This window comes from Streptomyces sp. NPDC057010, assembly GCF_042673805.1.
In the GTDB taxonomy this organism is placed as follows: Bacteria; Actinomycetota; Actinomycetes; order Streptomycetales; family Streptomycetaceae; genus Streptomyces.
In genome coordinates this window covers 106,996-133,124 of sequence record NZ_JBHUSC010000012.1, presented here as the reverse complement: position 1 = coordinate 133,124, position 26,129 = coordinate 106,996, and the positions used below count along the sequence as shown (strand labels likewise).

Below are 26,129 nucleotides of genomic sequence, written 5' to 3'. Positions count from 1 at the left end.
CGGCTACTTCTTGATCTCGTTGAGGCAGAGTACGAACTGCTTGCCCGAGCTGCGCCGGCCGCCCCTGGTCTGCTCGTAGTAGCCCATGTCGGCCTTGCCCTCGCACTTCGAGCTGTCCAGGGTGTCGGCGATCACCTCGACCACCTTGTACTTGGCGGTGGCCTCACCGCACTTCACGACCTGGAGGTCCGGGCTGATCGTGGTCCCGTTGTTCTTGAGGCAGTCCCCGACCTCGGCGTGGTCGGCGTCGTCCTGGCTCAGGAAGTAGCCGACCGCGACGACGATGAGGGCGATCACGACACCGATGATCTTCAGGATCTTCATGACGCCCAGGCCCCCGGTCCGCGACGGCGGCGCCGGCGGCGGCGGAGCGGACCACTGCTGCGGTGCGCCGCCGTACGGGGGCTGGCCCTGCTGCTGGGGGTACCCCATGCCCTGCTGGGGCGGGTATCCCTGCGGCGGCTGCTGTCCGTACGGGCCGGGCTGGCCGGGGTAGGGGCCGGGGCCCTGCTGCTGCGGCGGGTAGGTCATAAGGGAGTCCCCCAGTGGCGTGCTTATGCTGTCTTGACGTGCGCACGCTATATCAATCGATCGGCACCCCTCGAACCGCGTCCGCGGGGCGGGTTCAGGCGCGGCACAGGATTTCCCCGTGCAGGACCGAGAACCAGGCGTCCGGGTCGGCGCCCCAGGTGTGCCAGGCCTCGGCCATGGAGTCCAGATCGGCCTTCGTGGCGTGGCCGTCCGCGGCGGCGGTCTCGGCGTAGGCGGAGGACGTGGTGCGGTCCGCCCACAGGGCCGACCACCAGGCGGTCTCCTCCTCGGTGGCGTAGCACCAGGACGTCGCGGTCGAGGTCACGTCCGTGAAGCCCGCGGCGCGGGCCCAGGCCCGCAGGCGGCGGCCCGCGTCCGGTTCGCCGCCGTTGGCGCGGGCGACCCGGCGGTACAGGCTCTGCCAGGCGTCCAGGCCGGGCGCGGCCGGATACCAGGTCATCGCCGCGTAGTCGGCGTCCCGCGCGGCCACGATCCCGCCCGGCCGGCACACGCGGCGCATCTCGCGCAGCGCCTGCACCGGGTCGCCCACGTGCTGCAGCACCTGGTGGGCGTGGACCACGTCGAAGGAGTCGTCCGGGAAGTCCAGCGCGTGGACGTCCGCCGTGCCGAACTCGACACCGCTCACCCCGCGTTCCGCCGCGTGGGCCCGTGCCTGCTCGACCACGTCCGCGGACGCGTCGACGGCGGTGACCCGGCCGCCCGGCGCGACCAGCTCCGCCAGGTCGGCGGTGATCGTGCCCGGACCGCAGCCCACGTCCAGGACGGACATCCCGGGGCGCAGTTCACCGATCAGGTACGCGGCGGAGTTCGCGGCCGTGCGCCAGCGGTGCGAGCGCAGGACGGACTCGTGGTGGCCGTGGGTGTAGACGGCGGTCTCCTTGGCGGCGTTCATGGTCTGACCCCTCCTCGTCGAAGCGTTCCGAAGCGTCTCGAAGCGTTGCCCCAGCGTAAATGATCAGTTCGAGTTCTGAGATGGGTGTTTTGACATGTGGACACGAGCCTTGCGGGCCAAGGAGGTTGGGCGGGTCGGTGGCAGGGAAATGCGGGGGCGAGGACAGTGGGCTTCAGAGGGAACCCCCACGGCAACAGGACGGTGAGAGCCATGCCGGACACGCTGCTCGAACAGCACGCCGCCGCGCTGCGGCTCTTCGGCGAGCGGCTGCGCGCCGTCGCGGACGACCAGTGGGACGCGCCGACCCCGTGCACGGAGTGGACCGTGCGGGACCTGGTCAACCACGTCACCGGCGAGCAGCTCTGGATCCCGCCGCTGGTCGCCGACGGGCGCACGGTCGAGGAGATGGGCGACGCCTTCTCCGGCGACGTGCTCGGCGAGGACCCGGTCGCCGCGTGGGACAAGGCCTCGGCCGCCGCGCACGCCGCCTTCGCCGCGCCCGCCGCGCTGGAGCGGACCGTCCGGCTCTCGTACGGGCCTGCGCTCGGGTCGGCGTACTGCTCCGAACTGACCGCCGACTGCATCGTGCACACCTGGGACCTCTCCCGTGGCATCGGAGCCGACGACAGGCTGCCGGACGACCTCGTCGAGTTCTCCATCAAGGAGGTCATGCCGTACGCCGACGGACTGGCCGCGAGCGGGATGTACGCCGAGCCGCTGGAGGTGCCGGCGGGTGCGAACGCGCAGACCAGGCTGCTCGCGCTGTTGGGGAGGCGGGGCTGAGCGGCGGGGGCTGGGCGACAGCCCGGCCGATAACGGTCGATAACGGGCATGTCGGGCCGAATAATCGTATAAAGGGTCAGCGAGGCGGTGAGTGCGAAGGCGACGGCCGGAAGGCGGGAAGGGGTGGCGGCGATGCAGCGCACGGCGGCGGAAGGCCGCGGTCCGGTCCGGTACGGCCCACCCGCGCCCCAGCCGGGCCTGCCCGTCCTGCCCGAGCTGCTCTCCGTCCTCGCCGCGGCCGCCGGCCGCTCCGCCCCCGAACCCCCGGGCGGCGGCGAGCCCGTACGCGAGGCAGCCTGCCGGCACTGGGCGCGGCGCGGGCTCCCCACCGCCCCCGAGGACGTGGCCGCCGGCCCCGGCGCGCCCGCGCTGCTGCTCGCGCTGCTCGGGGCGTACGGGGGCGACGTCATGCTGCCCCGGCCCTGTCCCGCCTGGTGGACCCCGCAGGTCCGGCTGCTGGGACGGCGGGCCTACCACGTGCCGACACCGGCCGAGTGCGGCGGCGTACCGGACCCGTACGCGCTGCTGGAGACCGTACGGAGGGTGCGCGCCGAGGGCGGCGACCCGCGCGTGCTGCTCCTGTCCGTCGCCGACGACCCGACCGCGACCGTGCCGCCGCCCGAGATGCTGCGGGAGGCCTGCGAGGCCGCGGAAGCCGCCGGGCTGTTCGTCGTCAGCGACGAGAGCTGGCGCGACACCGTCCACCGGCCGCACGACACGCTGGTGCTGAGCCCCGCCGAGATGCTCCCCGAGCGGGCCGCCGTCCTCGTCGACCTGTCCGGCGCGCTGCTGCCCGCCGGCTGGCCCGCCGCCGTCGTCCGCTTCCCCGACACCCCGCGCGGGACCTGGCTGCGCGCCCGCACCCTCGACGTCCTGACGGCCACCGGCGCGCTGGTCGCCGGCCCCGTCGCCGGGGCCGCCGCACACGCCCTCGACGAACCCGGCGCCGTCGCCGGGCGGGCCCGCGCGGCCGCCCGCCTGCACGGCGCGGTCGCGGCCGCCGCGCACCACGAGCTCCTCGCCGCCGGGGCGCTGGCCCGGCCCCCGCAGGCCGGCCGCCACCTCTACGCCGACCTGACCCCGCTGCGCGCCGGACTCGCCCGGCACGGTGTCGGCGACGCCATGGAGCTGGAGGACTGGCTCGGCGCCCGGCTCGGCGCGCCCACCCCCGGCGGACAGCGGTTCGCGGACGAACTGGGCGCCCTGCGGGTGAGGTTGTCCACCGGGCCGCTGCTGGGCGCCACCCCGGAGCAGCGGCTGGCCGCGCTCACCGCCGCCGATCCGCTCGCGCTGCCGCACGTACGGAGCTCCCTGGACCTCCTGGGATCAGTCCTGGCCGGGCTGGCCTGATGCCCGACCCGGTGAACGGAGACTTCCTGATGAGGGATGGGACCCAAGCCCCCGCCTCCCCGGCCCCGCCACGCCCCGCGGACCCGGTCCCGCCGGGCTCCGCCGCCGCGGCCCCACCACGCCCGGCCGTCGCCCGCGACCCCGCCGCCCACCCGTCACCCGTCCCGAGCCCCACGGAACCGCACCCGCCGGCCGTGACCTCCCCGGCCGTGACCTCCCCGGCCCCGGCCTCCCCGGCCCCCGCCCCTGTCCGGCCGCTCGGGGAGCACCGGCGCTGGCCGCGGTCCTTCGCGGACCGGCTCACCACGCCGCTGCCCGGCGTCCGCGCCTTCGCCCGGCTCGCCCGGGAGGGCGCCTTCCGGCCCGGTCCCGAGGGGCTGCGGGGGATCCCCGACCTGCCGTACGCGCCCGCCCCGCTGCCCGCGGCAGCGCCCGGCACCGTCTCCGTCACCTGGGCCGGCCACGCCAGCTGGGTGCTGCGGACCGGAGGGCTGACCGTGCTGACCGACCCCGTCTGGTCGCGGCGGATCCTCGGCACGCCGAGCCGGATGACCCCCGTCGGGGTGCGCTGGGCGGATCTGCCGCCGGTGGACGCGGTGGTCATCAGCCACAACCACTACGACCACCTCGACGCCCCCACCCTCAAGCGGCTGCCCCGGCACACCGCCCTCTTCGTCCCGGCCGGCCTGGCCGGCTGGTTCCGCCGCCGCGGCTTCACCGAGGTCACCGAGCTCGACTGGTGGGAGGCGGCCGAACTGGACGGCGTACGCTTCGAGTTCGTTCCGGCGCACCACTGGTCGAAGCGGTCCCTGATCGACACCTGCCGGTCCCTGTGGGGCGGCTGGATCCTCACCGACACCCGGAGCCCCGAACCGAAGCGGCTCTACTTCGCGGGCGACACCGGCTACGGCCACTGGTTCGCCGAGATCGGCCGCCGACACCCCGGCATTGACCTCGCCCTCCTGCCGATCGGGGCCTACGCCCCGCGCTGGTGGCTCAGCGACGTCCACGCCGACCCCGAAGAGGCCGTCCGGGCCTGCCTCGACCTCGGCGCGCGCCGCATGGCCCCCATGCACTGGGCCACCTTCGTCCTCTCCGCCGAGCCCGTCATGGAACCCCTCAGCCGCGTCCGGGCCGCCTGGTCCCGCGCCGGCCTGCCCCGCGACGCCCTCTGGGACCTCCCGATCGGCGCCTCCCGCACCCTGGACTGACCACGAGGCCGAGGCGCAGGACCGGTACGGCAGCCGTCACTGATGCGGAACGGCGATGCCGGCTGCGCGCAGGTTCGCCTCGACCAGCGCGTTCAACCGGGCGATGGACGGCGACTGGTCCTCCCGGTGGTGGTTGACCATTCCGTACCGGGAGACGGCGTCGGACTGGTTCCGAAACCCGGCCGGCATCACCAGCAGCGCGCGGTTGGTCAGCAGCTTGTCGGCCAGCGCGGACGCCAGTTCCTCGATCCGGGGGTCGTCCGGATCCCAAGCCCTCGCATCCCAACCGCGCTTGGTCAGCTCGACGGACTCGGGATCGTCAAGCGAATGTTCGAGCCGGGTCAGGAAGCTGTCGAAGAGCTCCGGGACCAGCGCCCGGGCCAGCACCAGAGCCTCCCGTTGACCAGCCACGTAGTCGGCACTGAAGTCGAGTCCGGCGAGCCGGTCCAGGACCCTGCAGGCCCGGTCGGGCAGCAGGGCCCGGTCGCCGTGGTCGAGTCGGTGCAGCCTGTCGCGGCGCGCGATCAGGTCTTCGATCCGTTCGGTGAGCTGGTGATGGACCTCGTCCAGGGTGGCGGCGAACGTCTTGGGATCGGCGTCGAGCAGGTCACCGATCTCGCCCAGCGGCACGCCGGCCGCGGCCAGGGTCCGGACCTGGACCAGCTGGAACAGCTCGCCCGACCGGTAACGGCGGTAGCCGGAACCGTCGCGATCCGGCTCGGCGACCAGGCCGAGCCGGTGATAGTGCCGCACGGTCTTGATCGTGACACCGACGAAGGCCGCCGCCTGACCGATCGTGAGCCCGTCTGCCATCGGGTCAGGGCACCTCCAGATCGTGGGCGGCTGCGGTCTCGCGCACCGCGTCGGCCGGGAAGTCCGGACGATCACAGGACCGAGGATAGCCCGCACCGCAGGGGGTTGACCTTGACCTTGGGTCAAGGTTGCAGGCTGTTCACGTGGCCGCTCGAAGGGCCAGGCGGCCTCCGGGGCCGCCGTCGGAACCACCACCGTGAACAGGAGATTCATCATGGGAACGAGCAGCAGCGGCTTCTCCGACGCAGGGCTGCGCCGACTGCGCGAGGTGCTGGCACGGCATGTCGAGTCCAAGAAGATCCCCGGCCTCGTCGCGCTGGTCAGCCGCGGCGGCCGGACGCACGTCGAAGCGATCGGGACGATGCGTCATGACGGTGGCTTGCCGATGCGCCGGGACACGATCTTCCGGATGGCGTCCACGTCCAAACCGGTCACGATGGCGGCGGCGATGATCCTGCTCGACGAGTGCCGGCTGCGGCTGGACGAGCCGGTGGACCAGTGGCTGCCCGAACTCGCCGACCGCCGGGTGTTGAGGCGGCCTGACGGACCGCTGGACGACACCGTGCCGGCGCAGCGGCCGATCACCGTACGGGACCTGCTGACCTCCACGTTCGGGCTCGGAGTGGACTTCGAATCGATGGCTTCCCCGATCAGGGCCGCGACCTTCGAGCGTCTCGACTACAGCGTGGCATCCGGGCCCGCGCCCGAGCCGGACGAGTGGATGCGCCGCCTCGGCGAGCTGCCGCTGCAGTACCAGCCCGGAGTGCGGTGGCAGTACGACCTCAGCAACGAGGTGGTCGGTGTGCTGGTCTCCAGGGTCACGGGACGGCCGTTGGAGGCGTTCCTGCGCGAACGCGTCCTCGATCCGCTGGGGATGAACGACACCGCCTTCCACGTGCCCGCCGACAAGATCGACCGACTGCCGCCCCTGTACGGGCCCGACCCGCAGACCGGCGAGTTCATCGTGTGGGACGAGGCGGCAGGGGGGAGGTCCAGTGTGCCTCCCGCGTTCCAGGGCGCCGGCGGCGGGCTGGTCTCCACCGCCGACGACTACCACGCCTACTTCCGGATGCTGCTGAACCACGGGATGCACGGGAGTGAACGGATCCTGTCCCGGGCCGCCGTCGAGCTGATGACCACCAACCGTCTCTCGCACGGGCAACTGGTCGCCCGGGAGACCATGTTCGGCAACGTCGCCCACCTGTCGTCCGGCCAGGGGTCGCACGGCGGCTGGGGCTTCGGGATGGCGGTGCGCACCTACCGCGGCGACTACGCGCCCATCGGCCAGTTCGGCTGGTTCGGCGGTACCGGCACCAGCGCCTACGCAGACAGGACCAACCAGGTCACCGGAGTCCTGCTCACCCAGGTCGGACTGTCCACCCCGGATTCCCCGCGTGCCATGAACGACTTCTGGACCACGCTCTACCAGGCCATCGACTGAAAACGAGCTCGACCGTCAGGCCGGCTGTGCCGGGCGGTAGTCGAGGACGAGCGCGCCCGAGCTGAAGGACTGGGCGCCCGCGAGCGTCCAGGTCTTCGGGGTGAGGCCGTCCGCGAACAGGCGCTTGCCGGTGCCGAGGGTCACCGGGTGGAGGAACAACTTGAGCTCGTCGACCAGGTCGTGCTCGATGAGCTTGTTGACGAGCGTGACGCTGCCGTAGACCAGCAGGTCGGCGCCCGGCTCGGCCTTGAGCTTGGCCACCTGTTCGATGACGTCGCCGTCGATGACCGCCGCGTTCCAGGCCGCCGTCCGCAGCGTGGTGGTGGCGACGTACTTGGGGATGCTGTTCATCCGCGCGGTGAACTCGTCCGACTCGTCGCGCGGAGCCCACGCCTCGGCGAAGCTCTCGTAGGTCGCTCGCCCCAGCAGCAGGGCGCGGCTCGCGCGCAGTTGGCCGTTCTGATACTTGGCGTGCTCGTCGTTCCAGAACGGGCCGGTCCAGGCGGGGTCCTCGACCACGCCGTCCATCGTGATGTACATGACCACAACGACCTTGCTCATGCGGAAGTCTCCGTTTCGCAGCAGGGGGGAATCCGCTCCGAGGTCCCGGGTGGCCGTCGGACGCGACCTCTTCAGCGTGCGAGATCCGCAAGCGGTGCAACAAGACACAACGGCGCCACGCTCGGTTGAGCGCGGCTCAACGATCAAGGGGTGGGCATGCTGGAAAGGGTGGAGCTCGAAGCGTTCCTCACACTCGCCGAGGAGCTGCACTTCGGGCGCACCGCCGAGCGTCTGCACGTCACGACCGGCCGGATCAGCCAGATCATCCGCAGGCTCGAACGCCGCGTCGGCGGACGACTGTTCGAACGCAACAGTCGCAAGGTGACGCTGACCGCGCTGGGCAAGCAGCTGCGCGATGACCTGCGCCCCGCGTACGACCGGATCGCCGCCGGGCTGGCGCAGGCGATCGCGACGACCGGCGGAGTGCGCATCAAGGGCGTGGTGCGTGTCGGCTTCAGCGCGCCGTGGTGCGGCAACCTGGTCGTCAAGGCCGCCGACCTGTTCCGCGCGCGCCATCCGGACAGCGTGGTGGAGATCGAGGAGATCCAGCTCGTCGACCCGCTCGGCCGCATGCGGGCCGACGAGGTGGACCTGCAGCTCACCGAGTTCCCCATCGAGGAGCCCGACATCGTCCAGGGGCCGCTGATGTTCGCCGAGCCGCGCGGGCTGATGGTGCCCGTGGACCACCCCTTCGCCGGCATGGAGGCCGTCTCGCTGGAAGACCTCGGCGACGCAACGCTGGTCACGATCGCCTCGGAACACGTCCCCGAGTACTGGATGGACCACTACTTCCCGCGAAGAACCCCGTCGGGCCGGCCGATCAAACAGGGACCGGCGACCCAGTTCTGGCCCGAGGTGCTGGTCCACGTCAGCATGGGCGCCGGCGTCAGCACGGTGGCGCTGCGCGCCAAGGACTTCCACTCCCGCCCCGGCCTGTCCTTCGTCCCGCTGCGCGACGCCCCACCGATCGAATACGGCTTCCTGTGGCCGCGCACCGGCCTGAGCCCCGCCGCCTCGGCCTACCTCGACGTCGTGCACGAGCTCGCCACCCCCGTCCGCTGACCGCCGGCGCCCGAAGTAACCCGGGTTCACAGAGGGTTCCGGCTCTCCGTCCGAGGGGACCGGATCCGGCGCCACAGCGCGGGGCCCGCGCTGATGAGCAGTGTCAGGCCGACCGCCAGGGCCACCCCCTTCCACGGCTCCGCGAAGAGGGAACCGCCGAGGATGCCGATCAGGCCGTACGTCGCCGCCCAGGCGAGGCAGGCCGGGGCGTCGCCCCGGGCGAAGCGGCGCAGCGGCCACTGCGCCAGCAGGCAGGCCAGCATCACCGGGATCCGCCCGGCCGGGACCAGCCGGGACACCACCAGGACCAGCACCCCGTGCTCGTCCAGCTTCGTCTGCGCCTGCTCCAGCCGCTCGGGCGTGGCCCGGCCGCGCAACGCCTCCAGCCACCGCGAACCGTTGCGCGAGCGCACCCCGCGCCGGCCCAGCCAGTACAGCGCGATGTCCCCCGTGAACGCCGCCAGCGCCGCCACCGCGAAGACCAGCAACACCCCGAACGGCAAGGACCGGTGATGGAACGCCACCACCGCCGCCGAACTCACCAGCGCCCCCGTCGGGATCACCGGCACCAGCGCGCCCAGCGCCACCAGCACGAACAACGCCGGGTAGCCCACCGCCTGCTGGGTGGTCTCCGGCGGGACCTGCCCGGCCGCCGCCGCGATGTCCCGCCACGTCACGGCAGCCGCACCCGCTCGCCGTGGCCGGGGACCCGGACCGTCACCTTCGGCGCGAGCCGCCGCGCGTACCGTACGAACTCCTCGCCCGGCGCGTGGAATTCGTGCGGCCGCACCGCGTTCAGCCCGATCGGCCAGTACGTCCCGTAGTGCACCGGGAGCGCCGCCGCCGGAGCCAGATCGGCCAGCGCCCGCGCCGCCCGCCCCGCGTCAAGGTGGCCCGGCCCCAGGTACGGGCCCCAGCCGCCCACCGGCAGCAGGGCCACGTCCACCGGCCCCACCTCCTCGGCCATGGCGTCGAACAGCCCGGTGTCCCCGGCGAAGTACGTCCGCGCCGCGCCCCGGACCACGTACCCGAGGGCGGGTGCGAGCTGCGGCCCGAACGGCAGCCGCCGACCGTCGTGCCGGGCACTGACCGCCCGTACCCGTACGCCACCGCGCGCACCGCCCCGCACGGCGACCTCCTCGCCCGGCGCGACCTCCGTCACCGACAGCCCCCGCACCCCCGCGAGCCGGGCCAGCCCCGGCACCGCCCGGCGCGCGCCCCGCGGCACCAGCAGCCGCGTCCCGGGCGCCAGCGCGGCCAGCGACGGCAGGTGCATGTGGTCGGCGTGCAGGTGCGACACCAGCACCACGTCCGCCACCGCCGCCTCCGGCGGGGGCACCGCCCCGCGCCGCCGCCGCAGGTGCGCGAGCCGCCGGGCGAACAGCGGGTCCGTCAGCACCCGCACCCCGGAGTCCTCCACCGTGCACGTGGCATGCCCCCACCAGGTGATCTCCACCGGCACCGGCCCTCCCTCCACACGCCTCGCCACGAGCCTAGATCCTGCCCCGCCCAGCCGCCCGGAACCGGTGCCCACCGCCCCCTCCTCCCCGGCGGCGGATCGGAGTAGGGTCGGGCGGCATGGAAGAGCTGCGCGTGGCCGCGATCGCCAGCCTGGCCCCGCTCGAAGACCTCGATGCCGACCCCTTCGCCGTGGACACCCGCAGCCAGCACGCCATGTGCGCGCGCTGGGCCGCCGACCGCGGCTACGTCGTGACGCGCCACCTGCTCGTCTACGGGCTGCGCCCCGACCACTGCGGGCTGTGGTCCGACATCGACGCAGGGCAGGTCGACCTGTTCGTCGCCGCCAACCACCGGGTGCTGGCCCGCGCGCTGCGCTCCGTAGAGGAGTTCACCGCCGAGTGCGAGCGGCGCGGCGTACGGCTGGAGACCGCCGGGCACGAGGAGCCCCGCTACACCCCCGCGATGAAGGCCGAGGTGCACCGCCGGCTGTCCATGCCGACCGCCGGCTACGACGGCACCTGACGCTCAGCGCCGACGCCTGCTTTCCGCCCCCGGCCGCGCGCCCGTGCGCCACCCGTGTCGCCCCGCCCCACCGCCCCGGCTGTGCGAGCCTGGGAGGCGGGACGGGGGCTCGCGGGCGCGTCGTGGGCCGGATCGGTGAGGCGGGTGCGGCGTGTTGCGAGGACGGTGGCGGACCGCGGGCGGCGCCCTCATACGCGTGGTCCTCGTCTGGGCGGCGTCGACGCTGACCATGCTCGCGCTGGCCGGCATCCTGCCGGACTTCCGGCTCCAGTCCGGCGACGGCGACAGCATCACCCGGATCGGCCTCACCGCCGCCTGGGGCGCCGGAGCCTTCGGCCTGCTGAGCGCGCTGGTCTGGCCCCTGCTCGTACGGGCCCTGCTGCTCGTGCCCGCGCTCGTGCTCGGACTGCTCGTCTTCTTCCTCAACGGCTCGCTGCTGCTCATGGCCCTCGACCTGATCCCCTCCGGCGGCGGCCAGGTGGCCCCCGAGACCGCCGTGGTCGTGGCCGCCGTGATGTCCGCCGTGGCCTCGGCGACCTCCACCGCGCTCGCGGTCCGCGACGACGACGCCTACCGGCGGCGCCTCTACCGGCTCGCCGACCGGCGGCGCCGACGCCGGCTGCGGGCCGGGGCGCCCGGCGCCGGCGAGGCAGCGCCCGGGCTGGTCTTCATCCAGCTCGACGGGGTCGGCCACGAGGTGCTGCGCCACGCCTGCGCCGGCGGCCTGATGCCGACCGCCGCCGGCTGGCTGGACCGCAGCCACCGCCTCACCGCCTGGTACACCGACTGGTCGAGCCAGACCGGCGCCAGCCAGCTCGGCATCCTCCACGGTTCCACCTTCGACGTGCCCGCCTTCCGCTGGTACGAGAAGGACACCGGCGAGGTGATGGTCTGCAACCGGCCCACCAGCGCCGCCGAACTCCAGCGGCGCGCCATCGCGCGCACCGGGGACGGCGGGCTGCTCACCCTCGACGGGGCCAGCCGGGGCAACCTGTTCAGCGGGGGCGCGGACCAGCTGGCCCTCGTCCTGTCGGTCTCCGCCCGCCGGGGCCGGGCGAACCGCTCCCGCGCGGGCTACTTCGCGTACTTCTCCGATCCGGCCAACGCCGTCCGCACCGCCCTGTCCTTCGTCGCCGAGGCCGGCCGGGAGATCGGCCAGTCGCTGCGCGCGCGGATCCGCGGGGACCGGCCGCGCGTGGCCCGCGGCGGGCTGTACCCGCTGATCCGCGCCTTCGCTACCGTCGTGGAACGGGACGTGGTCGTCGCGGCGGTGATCGGGGACATGCTGGCCGGCCGCGCCGCGGTCTACGCCGACCTCGTCGCCTACGACGAGGTGGCCCACCACTCCGGCCCGCGCGGCCGGGACACCGACCAGGTGCTGGCCCGCCTGGACCGGAGCCTCGCCCTGATCGCCAGGGTCGCCGACCACGCGCCGCGCGACTACCGGATCGTGCTGCTCTCCGACCACGGCCAGAGCCCGGGCGAGACCTTCCTCGCCCGGTACGGGCTGACGCTGAAGGACCTGGTCCGGGCGGGCTGCGGGCTGCCGGTCCCGCGCCGGGCCGGCCGCACGCGCAGCGGCGCCGAGGCGCGGACCGCCGTCCTGGCGGCGCTCCACCGGCCGGTGGAGGAGGACGAGGAGGCCCACCCGCGGCCCGGGTCCGACCCGGTGGTGCTGGCCTCGGGAAACCTCGGGCTGGTCTCCTTCCCGGACGTTCCCGGCCGGGCCTCGCGCGAGTGGATCGACCGCACGCACCCGGCCCTGCTGGCGACCCTGGCCAACCACCCGGGCGTGGGCTTCCTGCTGGTCGACGGGGTGGTGCTGGGCCCGGGCGGGGCGCAGGCCCGCCTCGACGTCCCCGGGGAGGCGGAGGAACTGCTGGCTCCGTTCGGGCCCGGCGCGGCCGGGGCGGTCCGGCGGACCGACGGCTTCCCGCACGTGGCCGACGTCATGGTGAACTCGGCGTACGACCCGGCGACCGGCTCCGTGCACGCCTTCGAGGAGCAGATCGGCTCGCACGGCGGGCTGGGCGGGGAGCAGGGGCACCCGTTCCTGATGTGGCCGACGGAGCTGTCGGAGCCGGGCGAACGGCTGGTGGGCGCAGAGGCGGTGCACGGCGTACTGCGGCGCTGGCTGCGGGAGGCGGACGGCCCCCAGGTTCCGGTGGGCCCGCAGCCACGGCCGCAGGAGAATCCCCGGCCGGAGCGGGCGCATGGCGGAAGCCTTCCTTCCGTGAGGGGATCCGTACGGGACGAAACCCGTTGATTTGGTGCGGACTTCGCGGTGGTCAACCATGGGTTGACCTGCCCACCATGTGAGACGACCCGAGGCGCACCACCGATGACCAGCACCGAAGCCCCGCCCCTCGCGACCGGCAGCCGGACCCCCGCGACCGGCGCGCCCACCGCACCCGGCGGAGCCGCCCCGCAGCGCGACCGGCGGTTCGGCCTGCCGATCGCCACCTGCCTGGTCATGGGCAACATCATCGGCGGCGGGATCTTCCTGCTCCCCGCCGCGGTGGCCCCCTACGGCACGATCAGCCTCGTCGCCTTCGCCGTGCTCACCCTCGGCGCGGTCGCCCTCGCCCTCGTCTTCGGCCGCCTCGCCCGACGGCACCCGCAGACCGGCGGCCCGTACGTCTACGCCCGCGCCGCCTTCGGCGACTTCGCCGGATTCCTCGCCGCCTGGAGCTACTGGATCACGACCTGGGTCTCCAACGCCGCCCTGGCCGTGGCGGCCGTCGGCTACCTCTCCGTGCTCTTTCCGGCCATCGGCGCCCACACGTGGTCCACGTGCCTGGCCGCCCTCGCCGTGCAGTGGCTCCCGGCGCTCGCCAACCTGGCCGGCACCCGCTACGTCGGCGCCGTCCAACTCGTCTCCACCGTCCTGAAGTTCGCCCCGCTGCTGCTCGTGGCCGTCGGCGGGCTCTTCTTCTTCGACCCGGCCAACCTCGGGCCCTTCCGCGCCACCGACCAGAGCGCGGTCGGCGCCGTCTCCGCCTCCGCCGCGATCCTGCTCTTCAGCTACCTGGGCGTCGAATCCGCCGCCGTCAGCGCCGGCGAGGTCCGCGACCCCGCCCGCAACGTCGGCCGGGCCACCATCCTGGGCACCGTCGGCGCCGCCACCGTCTACCTGCTCGGCACCCTCTCCGTCTTCGGCCTGGTCGCCCACGAGAAGCTGGTCTCCTCCGAGGCCCCCTTCACCGACGCCGTCAACGCGATGTTCGGCGGAAGCTGGGGCGGCACGCTGGTCGCCTGCGCCGCCGTGGTCTCGATGGTCGGCGCCCTCAACGGCTGGACCCTGCTCAGCGCGCAGACCCCGTACGCGGCCGCCAAGGACGGACTCTTCCCGAAGGCCTTCGAGACGAAGAAGCGCGGCGTCCCGGTGGCCGGCGTCATCGTCACCGTCCTGCTCGCCTCGGCGCTGACCGTCTACAACAGCGCGTTTCCCGGCAAGGGCGCCGGCTCGGCGGGCGTCTTCGAGATCCTGGTCCTGGTCACCACCTTCACGGCGACCGTCCCCTACCTGCTCTCCACCGCCGCGCAGATCTACTTCCTGCTCTCGGGCCGGGCGGAGCGGGTCCACCGCGCCCGCCTCGTCCGCGACGCCGCCCTCGCCTGCCTGGCCTTCGCCTTCTCGATGTGGCTGGTCGCCGGCTCCGGCTACGCGGCCGTCTACCAGGGCGTGCTGTTCCTCTTCGCGGGCGTCCTCGTGTACGCCGTGATGGCCGCCCGCAGGCAGCGCGCGACCGTTTCACCCGCGGGGTAATTTGGAAGGAGACGCCAGCCAGGGGGGCTCTAAGGGGTCGCCATGTCCGCGATCAGCAACACCATCGACATCGACCGCCGCCCCGAGGACGTCTACGCCTACGTGACGGACCCCACGCACCTGCCCGAGTGGCAGGACAGCGCCGTGTCCGCCGTTCCCATGGGCGACCTCCCCGTCCACGTCGGCTCGCGGGTCCTCGTCACCCGGCAGGTCGGCAAGCGGCGCATCCCCACCACCGTGGAGTACACGGAACTCGACGCGCCGCGCAGCTGGCACGTCCAGGGCGTCGACGGCCCGGTCCGGCCGGACGTACGGGGCAGGATCGAACCCCTCGACAACGGCACCCGCTCCCGCGTCACCCTGTCCGTCGACTTCGAGGGCCACGGCCTGGGCAGGGCCCTCGTCCCCCTCGCGGTCAAGCCCATGCTCCGCAAGGAGATGCCCCGCAGCGAGGAGAAACTGAAGCACCTGCTGGAGCACTCCGCGGGCTGACGGGCGGCGGGCCCGGGGAAAACCGGATGCCTCGAACCGGTGGTGCGCCCACACTGGGCGCACCACGTACCCGAACTCCCGAGGACATCCACGCTCGTGCAGGCTGCCGTCACCGTCACCCCCGCCCGGATCCCCGAACTGCTCCTCGGACTCGCCACCGTGCGGCCCGTGTTCCTGTGGGGGGCGCCCGGCATCGGCAAGTCCTCGCTCGTCCGGAAGTTCGCCGACTCGCTCGGCCTGGAGTGCGTGAGCCTCCTCGGTACGCAGCTCGCCCCCGAGGACCTGATCGGCGTCCCGCAGATCCGTGACGGCCGCTCCGTCTTCTGCCCGCCCGAGGCCATCGCCCGCGACGAGCCGTACTGCCTCTTCCTCGACGAGCTCAACGCCGCGAGCCCGGACGTCCAGAAGGCCTTCTACTCCCTGATCCTGGACCGGCGCATCGGCTCCTACGAGCTGCCCGCCGGCTCCATCGTGATCGGCGCCGGCAACCGGGCCACGGACAACGCGCTGGCCCGGCCCATCGCCTCGGCCCTCGTGAACCGGCTGACCCACGTCCACCTCCAGGCGTCCGCCGAGGACTGGCTGGTCTGGGCCGGCGAACACGGCATCCACCCCTGGATCACCGACTACCTCACCGACCGCCCCGACCACCTCTGGTCGCAGCCGCCCAAGACCGAGGAGGCGTTCTCCACCCCGCGCTCCTGGCACATGCTCTCCGACGCCCTGCACTCCTTCGGGCCCGACCTGGACGAGCAGACCCTCAAGGTGATCGCGCACGGCACCCTCACCCCCGCGCACGCCGTCTCCTTCTGCGGCTACGCCAAGATCGTCCGGCACACCTTCGGCATCGAGGCGATCATGAAGGGCGACGCGAACTGGCCGCCCCGCCCGGAGGACCGGGACCTGCTGTACTACCTCGCCGAGGCCTTCCGCGGCCGCCTGCTCAAGGAGCTCCCGGCGCAGAAGGAACACGTCTCGCCCGCGATGCGGCAGTCCGCGTACCGCTTCAAATCGCTGCTCGTGCAGCTCGCCGAGATCTCCGTCGAGGTGGCCCAGACCGTCATCGCCGACGACGCCGACGGCCTGCCCGTGCTGCCCGGCTGGTTCCTCGTGGAGGCTGCCCGGGACATGCCGCGCCTGGTCGAGGCCCGCCGATGAACCGCCTGTGCTGCCGCGCGGGGGTCGGCGCGTGAGCCGGGGGGCGCGTGGCAAGGAAGCCAAGCCCGATCCCGCCACCGAGGCCTTCGCCGAAGGGCTTGCCCTGGTCAAGCGGAACCCGGCCTTCGCTGCCCTGGAGGTCGAGTTCTGCCGCCGCCCGAACTGCCGGCTGTGCCCGACCGAAGGCCTGGCCGCCGTCGACTCCAACGGCCACGTCCACGCCCACCCCACCCGCCGGGCCGAGCCCGCCGAGTGGGCCTGGGCACTCGCCCACTGCCTCCTGCACCTCGGCTTCGGCCACGTCCCGGCCGCCGAGGACGACGACCGCACCCAGCCCGACCCCTACGACCGGGCCGCGCGCTGCACCGTCGTCAACCGCTTCCTGCTGACCTTCCCGGCCGGCCGGGCCCCCGACCACCTCCCCGCCGAGTACCCCGGAGGGGACGAGGAGCAGCTCGCCGCCCGCTGGCGCCGCGACGGCATCCCGCCCGCCCTCGACCTCTGCGGCACGGCAGGCCGGGAGTCCGACCAGTGGCTGCTGAAGTGGAACCGCTCGCGCATCCACCGGGTCCCCGACTGGGAGACGGCCTTCGCCGCCGCCCTCACCCGCAGCGTCTCCGCCGCCATGGACGTGGCGGGCGGCCGCCGCGACCGGATCACCGGCGAGCGCGTGGCGCAGCGCCCCTGGGACCGGGCGCTGAGCTGGTTCGTCTCCTCCTACCCGCTGCTCGGCGGGCTGGCCGCGGGTCTGACCCTCGTCGCCGACGCCGAGCTGGCCCGCGCCCAGGCCATCTCCATCGCCGCCGTCAGCGCCACCGCCGGGGAGATCTACATCAACCCGCTGCGCACCTTCGAGGACGAGGAGTGGCGGTTCATCCTCGCCCACGAGATGCTGCACGCCGCCCTGCGCCACGGCGAGCGCCGCGGCGGCCGCGACCCGTACCTGCACAACGTCGCCGCGGACTACGTGGTCAACGGCTGGCTCGTGGAGATGGGGGTCGGCAGCATGCCCGGGGGACTGCTGTACGACCCGGCGCTCATGGGGCTCTCCGTCGAGGAGGTCTACGACCGCATCGCCACCGACCTGCGCCGGATGCGCCGCCTCGCCACCCTGCGCGGCAAGGGCGCGGGCGACATCCTGGGCGAGCCGCTCGCACACGGCGCGGGGCGCCCGTACGCGGATCTGGACGAGTTCTACCGGCGCGGTCTGCTCCAGGGCTTCGACCTGCACGCGGGCGGGGACAGAGGGCTGCTGCCCGCCGGACTGGTCGAGGAGATCCGGGCCCTGGCCCACCCTCCCGTGCCCTGGGACGCCCGCCTCGCCCGCTGGTTCGACGAGTACGTACCGCGCCCCGAGCCCGTACGGTCCTTCGCGCGCCCCGCACGCCGCCAGGCCTCCACCCCCGACATCCCGCGCGCGGGCCGGTACCACCCGCCCGAGGAGGTCGCCCGCTGCACCTTCGGGGTGGTGCTCGACACCTCCGGATCGATGGACTCCGCCCTGCTCGGCAAGGCGCTGGGCGCCATCGCCTCGTACGCGGAAGCCCGCGACGTACCGGCCGCCCGCGTCGTGTTCTGCGACGCGGCGCCGTACGACGCGGGCTATCTGCCGCCGACCGAGATCGCCGGCCGGGTGAAGGTGCGGGGCCGGGGCGGCACCGAGCTGCAGCCGGGCATCGACCTGCTCCAGCGGGCGGAGGACTTCCCGCCCGGAGCCCCGGTGCTGGTGATCACGGACGGGTGGTGCGACACCCTGCGGATCCGGCGCGAGCACGCCTTCCTGATTCCGCAGGGTGCCTCCCTGCCGTTCACACCCCGGGGGCCGGTCTTCCGCCTGGCCTGAGCTCTTAGTCGAGGTAGTCGCGCAGGACCTGGGAACGCGACGGGTGGCGCAGCTTCGACATGGTCTTGGACTCGATCTGGCGGATGCGCTCGCGGGTGACCCCGTACACGCGGCCGATCTCGTCCAGGGTCTTCGGCTGGCCGTCGTTGAGGCCGTAGCGCATGGAGACCACGCCCGCCTCGCGCTCGGAGAGCGTGCCCAGGATGGACTGGAGCTGCTCCTGGAGGAAGGTGAAGGAGACCGCGTCCGCGGGCACGACGGCCTCGGAGTCCTCGATGAGGTCACCGAACTCGCTGTCGCCCTCCTCACCCAGGGGGGTGTGCAGGGAGATCGGCTCGCGGCCGTACTTCTGGACCTCGATGACCTTCTCCGGGGTCATGTCGAGCTCCTTGCCCAGCTCCTCCGGAGTGGGCTCCCGGCCGAGGTCCTGGAGCATCTGGCGCTGCACGCGGGCGAGCTTGTTGATGATCTCGACCATGTGGACGGGGATGCGGATCGTGCGCGACTGGTCGGCCATGGCGCGCGTGATCGCCTGCCGGATCCACCACGTCGCGTACGTGGAGAACTTGAAGCCCTTGGTGTAGTCGAACTTCTCCACGGCGCGGATCAGACCGACGTTGCCCTCCTGGATCAGGTCCAGGAAGAGCATGCCGCGGCCGGTGTAGCGCTTGGCGAGGGAGACCACGAGGCGGAGGTTGGCCTCCAGCAGGTGGTTCTTCGCCCGGCGGCCGTCCTCGACGAGGATCTCCAGCTCGCGCTTGAACGCGGGCTTGTGGTCCTCCTCCTCTTCGAGCTTGTACTCGGAGAACAGGCCCGCCTCGATGCGCTTGGCGAGCTCGACCTCCTGCTCGGCGTTGAGGAGCGGCACCTTGCCGATCAGCTTCAGGTAGTCCTTGACGGGGTCGGCGGTGGCGCCGGCCACCATGACCGTCTGCGCCGGCGCGTCGTCCTCGTCGTCGTCGGACAGGACGAAGCCCTGCGTGCCGCCGGCCTTGGGGGTCTCCTCCTCGGCCTCGTCGACGAGGTCCTCGGCAGCCCAGTCCTCGCCCTCGGCCACGGGGGCCTCGGCGTCGTCGGCGTCCTTGGCGGTGGTCTTCTTCGCCGCCGTCTTCTTCGTGGCGGTCTTCTTCGCGGTGGCGGTCTTCTTGACCGTGCGCTTCTTCGGCTCGGCGGCGGCCTCGGCCGTCGCCTCGTCCTCGACGGCGCCGGCCTGCGGTGCGGATATCGCCGCAGCGGTGGCCGTGGTCGTGGTCGTCGTCACGGCCGTGGCGGCCGTCTTGCGCGCACCGATGGGGCGCGGCGCGGCGGCGGCCTTCTTGGCCACGGTGCGGGCGGGGGCGGCGGCCGCCTTGCGGGGCTTCTTGGCGGCAGCCTTCGTGGCGGGAGCGGCGCTGACGTGGAGGGCGACACCCTCCTCGTCCAGGACCTGGTTCAGGCTGCGCAGGACCCGCTTCCACTGGTCCACCGGGATGCGGCCGGCCTCGAAGGCCTGGCGCACGTCGTCACCGTTGATGTGACCCTGCTCGCGGCCGCGCTCGACGAGCGCGACGAGGGCCTCGGATTCGGCGATCTCCGGAGGGAACGTACGGGACGGGCTGAGCGACACAAGGAGCCTCTCGTTGCGAACAGATAAGGGGTGGGCGGGACATCATCGCGCGAACTCGGGAAACAGACCCGAGGGGGGTCTGTATTCCGGGCCGCGCGAGGACACCTGTCGGTTCATCGCATGCCCGAGTCGATTCGTTACGCGCTGAATTGAGTGACCTGCGCCACGCTGTGGCCGCGCAACCCGATCCGGGCCGGATCCGTCCGCCTCCCCGTCAGCCCGTTTTGCGGGCTTCGATGAGGAAGCGGGCGGTGTGTGCGACGAACGGGCCTTCGCGTTCGATGCGTTCGTGCAGCTCGCGCAACCGGTCCCGGTACTGCCCGACCGTGAAGCCGGGCACCATCCAGATCACCTTCCGGAGAAAGTAGATCACGGCTCCGATGTCGTGGAACTCCGTACGCAGCCGCTCGGACCGCAGATCGACGACTTCGAGGCCGGCCTTGGTGGCGTCGGCGACCGCGTCGTCGGGGTGCCGGCCGCGCCGGACCTCCTCCGGCTGGGGGCCGAGGAAGTACTCGACGAGCTCGAAGACGCTCGCCGGGCCGACCTGCTGGGACAGGTAGGTGCCCCCCGGGGTCAGCACCCGGGCGATCTCGTCCCACCAGATGGTCACCGGATGCCGGCTGGCGACCAGCTCGAAGGCCTCGTCCCCGAAGGGCAGCGGCGGCTCGTCGGAGTCCGCGACCACCACCGCGCCGAGCGGGTGCAGCAGCCGGGTCGCCTTGTCGATGTTGGGCGGCCAGGACTCGGTGGCCGCCGTCAGCGGGGGCAGGGGGCCGGCCCCGGCGAGGACCTCGCCGCCGCCGGTCTGGATGTCGAGGGCGGAACGGACCGTGGCCAGGCGATCACGGAGCAGGCCCTGATAGCCCCAGGAGGGGCGCTGCTCGGTCGCCCGGCCGTCGAGCCAGGAGAAGTCCCAGCCGTCCACGGACACGGATTCGGCCTCGGCTACGAGGTGGTCGAAAGTACGCGTCATACCTGGATCGTCCCAGGCCGGGCTCCGGTCATCCACCGGATAAGCCGACCGCGTCGACTACAGTGGACGCCGGGCCGTGACTGGCGTTCGGGTGGATCACCACCGGGGAGCGGCCCGGCGTACCCGCGCACCTCCGGTACGTCGACTGCCGCGCGCCTGGGCGAACCGCGATCCGCAGCGACGTTCAGGAGATTCCGTGACGACTGCCCAGACTGCCTCCGCCCAGCTCATGGACGGCACCGCCCTCGCCCGCCGCATCTCGGAGCAGACCGCCGCCCACGCGGCGAAGATCACCGAGCGCACCGGCACCGCGCCCTGCCTCGCGACCGTGCTGGTCGGCGAGGACCCCGCGTCCGTCACGTACGTACGCATGAAGCAGAACCGTTGCGCCAAGGCCGGCATCACCTCCCGCCACGTGGAGCTCCCCGCCGAGACCACCACCGAGGAACTGGTGGCCGCCCTCACGGCGCTCTCCGAGGACCCGGAGATCAGCGGCATCCTGCTCCAGCACCCCGTCCCGCACCACATCGACGAGCGCGCCGCCTTCGAGGCCATCGCCCCCGGCAAGGACGTCGACGGGGTCACCATGCACTCCTTCGCCGCCATGGGCTTCGGCCTGCCGGGCTTCGTCTCCTGCACCCCCGGCGGCATCATGCGCCTGCTGGAGGAGTACGACGTGGACCTGACCGGCAAGCACGCCGTGGTCGTCGGCCGCAGCGCGATCCTGGGCAAGCCGGCCGGCATGCTGCTGCTGGAGCAGAACGCCACCGTCACCTACTGCCACTCCCGTACGCAGGACCTCCCCTCGATCGTGCGCCAGGCGGACGTGCTGGTCGCCGCCGTCGGCAAGGCCGAGTTCATCCGGGGCGAGGACATCAAGCCGGGCGCCGTGGTCCTGGACGCCGGCTACAACGAGGGCAACGTCGGCGACGTCCACTTCGAGTCGGCCGCCGCCCGCGCCTCGCTGATCACGCCCGTACCGGGCGGTGTCGGCCCGATGACCATCGCGGTCCTGCTGGAGCAGACCGTGCAGGCCGCCGCCGCGCAGGCCGGGCTGGACCTCGCGGACCTCTGACCCACCCCGCCGCACGCACACCCGTACGACCGACGCCCCGGGCCCCTTCGGCCCGGGGCGGTGGGCCGGGCGGGCTCAGGACGGGACGGCCCGGCCCGCCTCCGCGGCGGCGGACCGGCGGGCGGTCGCCACGATCGGCGAGCGGCGGAACTCGCGGGCCAGCGCGCCCAGCGACCGGCAGCCCATGCGGTACGGGTCCGGGTGTCCCGGTCCGGCAGCCGCCCGGCGCCCGCAGGCCGCGGCCAGCACCGCGGCGTCCGCCACCACCTCCGCCCGGGCCTCGCACAGGCCCTCGCCGCGGGCGGCCTCGTACGCCGTGCGCCGCACCTCCGGGTCGAACCAGCCGGCCAGCGCCAGGATCCCGTCGTCGATGACCGACTCGCGGTGGATCAGCCGGACCCCCACCGGCGACCACCACGCCAGCGGCACGGTCCGTACGCTCGACGCGGCGAAGCCCCGCAGCGCCTTCCACAGCGGGTGCAGACGCCGGTACTGGCCGAAGTCCCGCCAGGTCGCCGACCCGCCCACCATGGGGGCGATGAACCCCGAGGCCACGAGCAGCGCCGCCGCCGCGGCCAGCGGAGGCGCCGCGTCCGTGGAGAGGGTGTCCCAGTCGCGGCCCGTCCAGCGGGCGCCCAGCGCGGTCCACTTCACGACGACGTAGCCCAGGTCCAGCAGCCCGCCCAGCACGATCAGGGCCAGCCCGGTCCGCAGCGCCCGCAGCGAGGGGTCGGCGCGCCGCAGCCACATCCCGGTCAGCACGGTCAGCGCCGAGGTGCCCACGGTGTGCGCCAGCAGGTAGCAGACGATCATCTCGCGGATCCAGGGCGTATTGGCGTAGTACGTGTCCAGGTCCCGCAGCCGCTCCACCGGTGCGTCACCGATCACGAAGAGGGTGACGATCGCCAGCGAGACGGCACCGAACCCGGTCAGCGTCAGCCGGGCGGCCCGCCGCACTGCGGCCGGCGGCCCGCCCGCCCAGTGCACGACCAGGAGGACGCACGTCGCGGAGAACGCGGTGATCGCGCAGAACACCAGCGGCGCCGCGAAATTGACGACACCGGTGAGGCGGTTGACCGCCGCGATCGAGGGCGGGGCCGCCAGGAAGACGGTGAGGCAGGCGACGGCGAGCAGCGCGCACACGGCCCGCATCAGCGGCTGGTCCCAGCCCCTGCGCAGGGCGGGCGCCTTGACCAGCAGGGTCAGGAGCATCAGCGCCCCCGGCCCGTAGAGGATGAGGCCGTCCGTCATCGCACCCGGCCGACGGGATCGGCCGGGCCCGTCCGTCCGGCCGGATCCGACGCGTCCAGTCCGGCGATCGCCCGCTCGGCCGCCGTGAGGGGCGGCGCCTTCGGCGCGCCCCGGTCGGAGGCGCGCAGCACGTGCCAGACCACCGAGGGGCGCACCCAGTACGTCGGTGCGCTGCTCATGGTGATGACCTGGAGGAAGGCGGCCGTGAGGGCCTCGCGGGTCGTGGCCCCCGTCATCAGCCTGCTCACGTACGCGTTGAGCAGCCCGGCACCGGTCCGCGGCCGCATGCCGGTGGCACCCGGGTAGAGGATGTCCTGCGAGGTGGCGAGCTCCCAGGCGGTGGCCACCTGCGGGGCGAGCGCGCGCTGGGCCTCGCGGCCGAACGACGGGTGGGCCGGTCCCTTGGCGCGGAGCAGGGCGCGTACGGCGAGCAGCCCCTGCGCGGCGACGGTCATGCCCTGCCCGTAGAGCGGGTTGAAGGTGGCGACCGAGTCGCCGACGGCGAAGAAGCCGTCGGGGAGCTGCGCCTTCTCGAAGTAGACCCGGCGGTTGGCGGTGCCCTGGGTGACGGCGACGTCGGTGAGGGGCTTCCTGCCTTCGAGGAGTTCGCCGACGATCGGGTCGCGGATGCTCTTGGCGAACGGGATGAACGCGTCGGGGTCGGCGGTGGGCTGGCCGCCCCGGGTGCCGGACAGGGTGGCCTGCCACCGGCCGTTCTCGATGGGCACGATGGTGGCCGTCCGGCCGGGAACGGGCACGCGGGGGTCGGACTGCACGTTGACGATGGGGAAACCCATCTCGTGGGCTCCGGCGGGCGCCTCGAAGATCCGGGTCGCGTAGACCAGCCCGGAGTCGACCTCGGCCTGCCGTATCCCGCCGACGCCGAGCGCCTCCAGCCAGGCGCGGGCGCGCGAGCCGCGCCCGCTCGCGTCCACCACGAGGTCGGCGGACAGGAGCCTGCCCTCTTCCTCCGGGGTGTCCACGCGGACCCCGGTGATCCGGGCGGCCGTGCCCTCCAGGCCCCGGACCCGGCTCCGCTGGAGGGTGGTGACCCCCGGCAGGCCGGTCACCCGGGCGCGGACCACCGAGTCGAGGAGGTCGCGGCTGCAGGAGACGTTGAACTGCTTCTCCCCGAAGCGCGGGATCCAGCCCTGGGCGGTCTTGGTGACGAGGTCGGCGGGCAGGCTGCGGCGGATGGCGCCCGCCGCCGTCCACTCCCCGGTGATGCCGGGCAGGATCTCCGCGATGGCGCGCGCCCCGCCGGACCACATGACGTGGACGTGGCGCGCCTGGGGGAGCCCGCGGCGCGGCTCCGGGCCTTCGGGGAGGGTGTCCGCGTCGATGACGGTGACCGTCGCGTGCTCGGCCAGCACGGCCGCGGCGAGGAGCCCGGACATGCTGCCGCCGATGACGACGGCGTGGCGGCGGGGCGGGGAAGACTGGGTCATCGTGTCGTGCTCTCTGTCAGGGCCGTGCGGAGGCATCGGCGCGAAGGGTGCGGCGGCCGGCTGGGCGGCGGTCACCGGGGTGACGCGGGACGCCCCCAGCCGAGCGAGGTGTTGATGCGCTCGATCGCCTCGGGGAAGTGCTCTGCCCTGGGTGGCGGCAGGTACGGCTTGAGGAGTTTGCCGAGGTGCAGGCCGAAGATCTCGGCCCTGATCTCCGCCGGGTCCTCGCGGTCGGCGCGGGCGGCGGCCTGCCGGATCACGGTGCTCAGCCCGGTTTCGCAGTGCAGCAGCCCGGCGAGGCTGCCGCGGTGTCCCGTCAGCCGCGCGGCCACTGCCATGCCCGGTCCGCCACTGTGGCACGTGCCCTCGTCCACGTGCCACAACTCATGGCAGGCGATGACGAGTTGATGCTCCGGCCGGGTGCGTTCCTCGATGACGAGCAGATCGCGCTCGGCCATCTCCAGCCACAGTCCGCTGGCCGTGCCCGGAGGGAAGGCGGCGAAATGAAAGTCCACGTTCCGGTCCCCGCCGCGCCGCCGGCCGTACGCCGCGCACACACCGCCGATGATCGCCGCGACGTCGGAGGGCGGCCTCAGGCCCGCGTCCGCGAGCAGGTCGCCGGCGAGCCTGCGCATCGCCCGGGTGGTCCTCACGGCGCGTCCCCCTCGCGGCCGAGCTGCCCTTCCCGCGCCAGCAGGTCGTCCAGGTGGTCGGCGAGCGACTTCCAGCCCCGCGGGGAGAGCCGGCCGGCGCGCGTCACGATGCTGCGGACGTCGTGCGCCCGCATCACGGCCAGCATCGGGTTCTCCTCCGCCCGCTCCGCGGACTCCAGCTCCCGCTCGATCCCGGTGAGGGCGGTGGCCAGCGCCTCGGTGTCGTCGGCCAGCAGGAAGCCGCCCTCTACCCCGTAGAACCGCTGTATCCCGGCGGCCGCCGCGAGGTTGGGCAGTCCCTCTCCCCGGGCGAGCCGGGTCAGCGACTGCCCCGAGGCGTCGAAGGAGCCGGCGATGGCCGCCAGCGAATGGGGCTGCCCGTCCTCCCGTAACCGGGTGCGGCGAAGCTGCTCGAACCGCTGGTGCACCTGCTCCTTCAGCGGCAGCCGGGGCGGTCTGCCGTCGAGGGTGAGCCGGATCGCCTGCGGGGTCATGCCGGTGCGGTACGAGAGGCGCTCCAGATCGTCCCGGCGGTCCCGGACCGCCGACTGGGCGAGGGCCCGTTCCACCGCGCTCTTGGAGTCGGCCAGCAGGAAACCGGCGTAGACCCCGAAGAAGCGCTGTACGCCCGCCGCGTGACCCAGCCGCAGCAGCCCGGTGCCCGCGTTGAGGGGGCCGAGGGATGCGCCGGGCGCGCCGAAGTCGTCGGCGATGGCGGCGAGCGGCCACTCCCGGCCGTGCTTGTCGCGGCGGGTGGCGCGCAGCAGCAGGAACCGCTCGTGCACGCGCCGGTCCAGCGCAACCCCCGCCACCGTGCCCGCGACCACCCGGGGGACGCGGTCGGGCTCGACCCCGGAGAGGCGGCTCAGCCGCTCCACGGACAGCACCTCGGCCGGGTCCCGGCCGCACCGCTCCGACAGCTCCCCGACGCGACGCCACATCGCGGCGAGGTCGGGTCGGGCGTCTGCTCGCACCGGCTGATTCTCCGTATGTCGACAAGACGTTCGAGGGAAGCGGGCTCGCTGAAGCCTAGCTTCCCGCCCCGCGCCGAACCAGAGGAATCCCCACCTTTCCTGCCGTACGGCTCAAAAAAGGTTGCGACGGCCCGGCATGACCCCGCAGGTAATCGACCGGGCGACCGGCCGGGCGGCACAGTGGGGCCATCGGGTTCCGAGACCGCGCACTCGGCCTCGGAACCCGTATCCCACCA

The 26,129-nt window shown here is 73.4% G+C and carries 24 protein-coding genes and 1 riboswitch; of the genes, 12 read left to right on the top strand and 12 right to left on the bottom strand.

The genetic code is table 11. The features are described 5' to 3' along the window. Positions 1-3: 3 nt before the first annotated feature. Entirely contained in the window at positions 4-531 is a 528-nt protein-coding gene (locus ACFTXQ_RS14870) for a hypothetical protein (RefSeq protein ID WP_382640456.1), read from the bottom strand. A 94-nt stretch (positions 532-625) separates the two neighbouring features. Next, a complete protein-coding gene (locus ACFTXQ_RS14865) occupies positions 626-1,444 on the bottom strand; it encodes a class I SAM-dependent methyltransferase (RefSeq protein ID WP_382640453.1) in 819 nt (272 codons plus the stop codon). Between the two features lie 210 nt (positions 1,445-1,654). Here ACFTXQ_RS14865 and ACFTXQ_RS14860 point away from each other — a divergent pair, with 210 nt between their 5' ends. The 3 genes from ACFTXQ_RS14860 to ACFTXQ_RS14850 all read left to right on the top strand — a co-directional run bounded on the left by ACFTXQ_RS14860 (position 1,655) and on the right by ACFTXQ_RS14850 (position 4,788). Next, the gene (locus ACFTXQ_RS14860) at positions 1,655-2,227 is read left to right on the top strand and encodes a TIGR03086 family metal-binding protein (protein WP_382640450.1); all 573 of its coding nucleotides are present in this window, start codon (positions 1,655-1,657) and stop codon (positions 2,225-2,227) included. Positions 2,228-2,359: 132 nt separating this feature from the next. Continuing rightward, positions 2,360-3,577, top strand: coding sequence for an aminotransferase class I/II-fold pyridoxal phosphate-dependent enzyme (locus tag ACFTXQ_RS14855; RefSeq protein WP_382640447.1), 1,218 nt, complete (start codon positions 2,360-2,362; stop codon positions 3,575-3,577). A 29-nt stretch (positions 3,578-3,606) separates the two neighbouring features. Further along, the gene (locus tag ACFTXQ_RS14850; protein ID WP_382640444.1) at positions 3,607-4,788 is read left to right on the top strand and encodes an MBL fold metallo-hydrolase; all 1,182 of its coding nucleotides are present in this window, start codon (positions 3,607-3,609) and stop codon (positions 4,786-4,788) included. A gap of 36 nt (positions 4,789-4,824) precedes the next feature. Here the strand turns inward: ACFTXQ_RS14850 and ACFTXQ_RS14845 are convergent, their stop codons facing one another. Next, the gene (locus tag ACFTXQ_RS14845) at positions 4,825-5,601 is read right to left on the bottom strand and encodes a MerR family transcriptional regulator (protein WP_382640441.1); all 777 of its coding nucleotides are present in this window, start codon (positions 5,599-5,601) and stop codon (positions 4,825-4,827) included. 214 nt (positions 5,602-5,815) lie between these two features. On the opposite strand from ACFTXQ_RS14845, the gene ACFTXQ_RS14840 reads away from it, so the two are divergent. Continuing rightward, entirely contained in the window at positions 5,816-7,042 is a 1,227-nt protein-coding gene (locus ACFTXQ_RS14840; RefSeq protein WP_382640438.1) for a serine hydrolase domain-containing protein, read from the top strand. A 15-nt stretch (positions 7,043-7,057) separates the two neighbouring features. Here the strand turns inward: ACFTXQ_RS14840 and ACFTXQ_RS14835 are convergent, their stop codons facing one another. After that, complete coding sequence (locus ACFTXQ_RS14835; RefSeq protein WP_382640435.1) at positions 7,058-7,603, bottom strand: dihydrofolate reductase family protein; 546 nt, start codon at positions 7,601-7,603, stop codon at positions 7,058-7,060. Positions 7,604-7,759: 156 nt separating this feature from the next. Between ACFTXQ_RS14835 and ACFTXQ_RS14830 the strand changes: the two genes are divergently transcribed. Next, complete coding sequence (locus tag ACFTXQ_RS14830; RefSeq protein WP_382640433.1) at positions 7,760-8,665, top strand: LysR family transcriptional regulator; 906 nt, start codon at positions 7,760-7,762, stop codon at positions 8,663-8,665. 26 nt (positions 8,666-8,691) lie between these two features. Here ACFTXQ_RS14830 and ACFTXQ_RS14825 read toward each other — a convergent pair whose 3' ends face one another. Beyond that, positions 8,692-9,342 carry a DedA family protein gene (locus tag ACFTXQ_RS14825; RefSeq protein WP_382640430.1) on the bottom strand — a complete coding sequence of 217 codons (651 nt, stop codon included), beginning with the start codon at positions 9,340-9,342 and terminating at the stop codon, positions 8,692-8,694. Beyond that, the gene (locus tag ACFTXQ_RS14820) at positions 9,339-10,127 is read right to left on the bottom strand and encodes an MBL fold metallo-hydrolase (RefSeq protein WP_382640518.1); all 789 of its coding nucleotides are present in this window, start codon (positions 10,125-10,127) and stop codon (positions 9,339-9,341) included. Before ACFTXQ_RS14820 ends, ACFTXQ_RS14825 begins: the two co-directional genes overlap by 4 nt. Positions 10,128-10,243: 116 nt before the next feature. Between ACFTXQ_RS14820 and ACFTXQ_RS14815 the strand changes: the two genes are divergently transcribed. From ACFTXQ_RS14815 to ACFTXQ_RS14790, 6 genes are all read left to right on the top strand, one after another. Then, positions 10,244-10,648 (top strand): hypothetical protein, encoded by a 405-nt coding sequence (locus ACFTXQ_RS14815; protein WP_382640427.1) that lies wholly within the window; start codon positions 10,244-10,246, stop codon positions 10,646-10,648. A gap of 151 nt (positions 10,649-10,799) precedes the next feature. Further along, a complete protein-coding gene (locus ACFTXQ_RS14810; protein WP_382640425.1) occupies positions 10,800-12,914 on the top strand; it encodes a phage holin family protein in 2,115 nt (704 codons plus the stop codon). A gap of 75 nt (positions 12,915-12,989) precedes the next feature. Further along, positions 12,990-14,417, top strand: coding sequence for an amino acid permease (locus tag ACFTXQ_RS14805; protein WP_382640422.1), 1,428 nt, complete (start codon positions 12,990-12,992; stop codon positions 14,415-14,417). A gap of 42 nt (positions 14,418-14,459) precedes the next feature. Continuing rightward, positions 14,460-14,909, top strand: a complete 450-nt coding sequence (locus ACFTXQ_RS14800) for an SRPBCC family protein (RefSeq protein WP_382640419.1) — start codon at positions 14,460-14,462, stop codon at positions 14,907-14,909. A gap of 96 nt (positions 14,910-15,005) precedes the next feature. Next, positions 15,006-16,067 (top strand): ATP-binding protein, encoded by a 1,062-nt coding sequence (locus ACFTXQ_RS14795; RefSeq protein ID WP_382640416.1) that lies wholly within the window; start codon positions 15,006-15,008, stop codon positions 16,065-16,067. Positions 16,068-16,098: 31 nt separating this feature from the next. Next, positions 16,099-17,910 (top strand): hypothetical protein, encoded by a 1,812-nt coding sequence (locus ACFTXQ_RS14790; protein ID WP_382640413.1) that lies wholly within the window; start codon positions 16,099-16,101, stop codon positions 17,908-17,910. A 4-nt stretch (positions 17,911-17,914) separates the two neighbouring features. On the opposite strand, the gene ACFTXQ_RS14785 is transcribed toward ACFTXQ_RS14790, so the two are convergent. Both ACFTXQ_RS14785 and ACFTXQ_RS14780 read right to left on the bottom strand, forming a co-directional pair. Then, on the bottom strand, positions 17,915-19,516 hold the full coding sequence (locus tag ACFTXQ_RS14785; RefSeq protein ID WP_382640410.1) for an RNA polymerase sigma factor: 1,602 nt from the start codon (positions 19,514-19,516) through the stop codon (positions 17,915-17,917). Positions 19,517-19,730: 214 nt separating this feature from the next. Continuing rightward, the gene (locus ACFTXQ_RS14780; RefSeq protein WP_382640408.1) at positions 19,731-20,492 is read right to left on the bottom strand and encodes a methyltransferase domain-containing protein; all 762 of its coding nucleotides are present in this window, start codon (positions 20,490-20,492) and stop codon (positions 19,731-19,733) included. A gap of 66 nt (positions 20,493-20,558) precedes the next feature. After that, positions 20,559-20,661: riboswitch (ZMP/ZTP riboswitch) on the top strand. Between the two features lie 60 nt (positions 20,662-20,721). On the opposite strand from ACFTXQ_RS14780, the gene ACFTXQ_RS14775 reads away from it, so the two are divergent. Then, entirely contained in the window at positions 20,722-21,567 is an 846-nt protein-coding gene (locus ACFTXQ_RS14775; protein ID WP_382640516.1) for a bifunctional 5,10-methylenetetrahydrofolate dehydrogenase/5,10-methenyltetrahydrofolate cyclohydrolase, read from the top strand. A gap of 75 nt (positions 21,568-21,642) precedes the next feature. Here the strand turns inward: ACFTXQ_RS14775 and ACFTXQ_RS14770 are convergent, their stop codons facing one another. The 4 genes from ACFTXQ_RS14770 to ACFTXQ_RS14755 form a co-directional block, all read right to left on the bottom strand. Beyond that, complete coding sequence (locus ACFTXQ_RS14770) at positions 21,643-22,818, bottom strand: MAB_1171c family putative transporter (RefSeq protein ID WP_382640406.1); 1,176 nt, start codon at positions 22,816-22,818, stop codon at positions 21,643-21,645. Further along, entirely contained in the window at positions 22,815-24,266 is a 1,452-nt protein-coding gene (locus tag ACFTXQ_RS14765) for an NAD(P)/FAD-dependent oxidoreductase (protein ID WP_382640403.1), read from the bottom strand. Before ACFTXQ_RS14765 ends, ACFTXQ_RS14770 begins: the two co-directional genes overlap by 4 nt. A gap of 71 nt (positions 24,267-24,337) precedes the next feature. Continuing rightward, positions 24,338-24,919 carry a toxin-antitoxin system, toxin component gene (locus ACFTXQ_RS14760; RefSeq protein WP_382640400.1) on the bottom strand — a complete coding sequence of 194 codons (582 nt, stop codon included), beginning with the start codon at positions 24,917-24,919 and terminating at the stop codon, positions 24,338-24,340. Beyond that, on the bottom strand, positions 24,916-25,893 hold the full coding sequence (locus ACFTXQ_RS14755; RefSeq protein ID WP_382640397.1) for a hypothetical protein: 978 nt from the start codon (positions 25,891-25,893) through the stop codon (positions 24,916-24,918). The genes ACFTXQ_RS14760 and ACFTXQ_RS14755 overlap by 4 nt, the downstream gene beginning before the upstream one ends. Positions 25,894-26,129: the final 236 nt, after the last annotated feature.

What these genes read in the sequence shown, in the direction of transcription:
- ACFTXQ_RS14850 (WP_382640444.1), top strand. Translation starts at nt 3,607, where the DNA reads ATGAGGGATGGGACCCAAGCCCCCGCCTCCCCGGCCCCGCCACGCCCC.
- ACFTXQ_RS14780 (WP_382640408.1), bottom strand. Translation starts at nt 20,492, where the DNA reads ATGACGCGTACTTTCGACCACCTCGTAGCCGAGGCCGAATCCGTGTCC.
- ACFTXQ_RS14805 (WP_382640422.1), top strand. Translation starts at nt 12,990, where the DNA reads ATGACCAGCACCGAAGCCCCGCCCCTCGCGACCGGCAGCCGGACCCCC.
- ACFTXQ_RS14870 (WP_382640456.1), bottom strand. Translation starts at nt 531, where the DNA reads ATGACCTACCCGCCGCAGCAGCAGGGCCCCGGCCCCTACCCCGGCCAG.
- ACFTXQ_RS14815 (WP_382640427.1), top strand. Translation starts at nt 10,244, where the DNA reads ATGGAAGAGCTGCGCGTGGCCGCGATCGCCAGCCTGGCCCCGCTCGAA.
- ACFTXQ_RS14830 (WP_382640433.1), top strand. Translation starts at nt 7,760, where the DNA reads ATGCTGGAAAGGGTGGAGCTCGAAGCGTTCCTCACACTCGCCGAGGAG.
- ACFTXQ_RS14835 (WP_382640435.1), bottom strand. Translation starts at nt 7,603, where the DNA reads ATGAGCAAGGTCGTTGTGGTCATGTACATCACGATGGACGGCGTGGTC.
- ACFTXQ_RS14855 (WP_382640447.1), top strand. Translation starts at nt 2,360, where the DNA reads ATGCAGCGCACGGCGGCGGAAGGCCGCGGTCCGGTCCGGTACGGCCCA.
- ACFTXQ_RS14860 (WP_382640450.1), top strand. Translation starts at nt 1,655, where the DNA reads ATGCCGGACACGCTGCTCGAACAGCACGCCGCCGCGCTGCGGCTCTTC.
- ACFTXQ_RS14865 (WP_382640453.1), bottom strand. Translation starts at nt 1,444, where the DNA reads ATGAACGCCGCCAAGGAGACCGCCGTCTACACCCACGGCCACCACGAG.
- ACFTXQ_RS14840 (WP_382640438.1), top strand. Translation starts at nt 5,816, where the DNA reads ATGGGAACGAGCAGCAGCGGCTTCTCCGACGCAGGGCTGCGCCGACTG.
- ACFTXQ_RS14845 (WP_382640441.1), bottom strand. Translation starts at nt 5,601, where the DNA reads ATGGCAGACGGGCTCACGATCGGTCAGGCGGCGGCCTTCGTCGGTGTC.
- ACFTXQ_RS14770 (WP_382640406.1), bottom strand. Translation starts at nt 22,818, where the DNA reads ATGACGGACGGCCTCATCCTCTACGGGCCGGGGGCGCTGATGCTCCTG.
- ACFTXQ_RS14775 (WP_382640516.1), top strand. Translation starts at nt 20,722, where the DNA reads ATGGACGGCACCGCCCTCGCCCGCCGCATCTCGGAGCAGACCGCCGCC.
- ACFTXQ_RS14765 (WP_382640403.1), bottom strand. Translation starts at nt 24,266, where the DNA reads ATGACCCAGTCTTCCCCGCCCCGCCGCCACGCCGTCGTCATCGGCGGC.
- ACFTXQ_RS14800 (WP_382640419.1), top strand. Translation starts at nt 14,460, where the DNA reads ATGTCCGCGATCAGCAACACCATCGACATCGACCGCCGCCCCGAGGAC.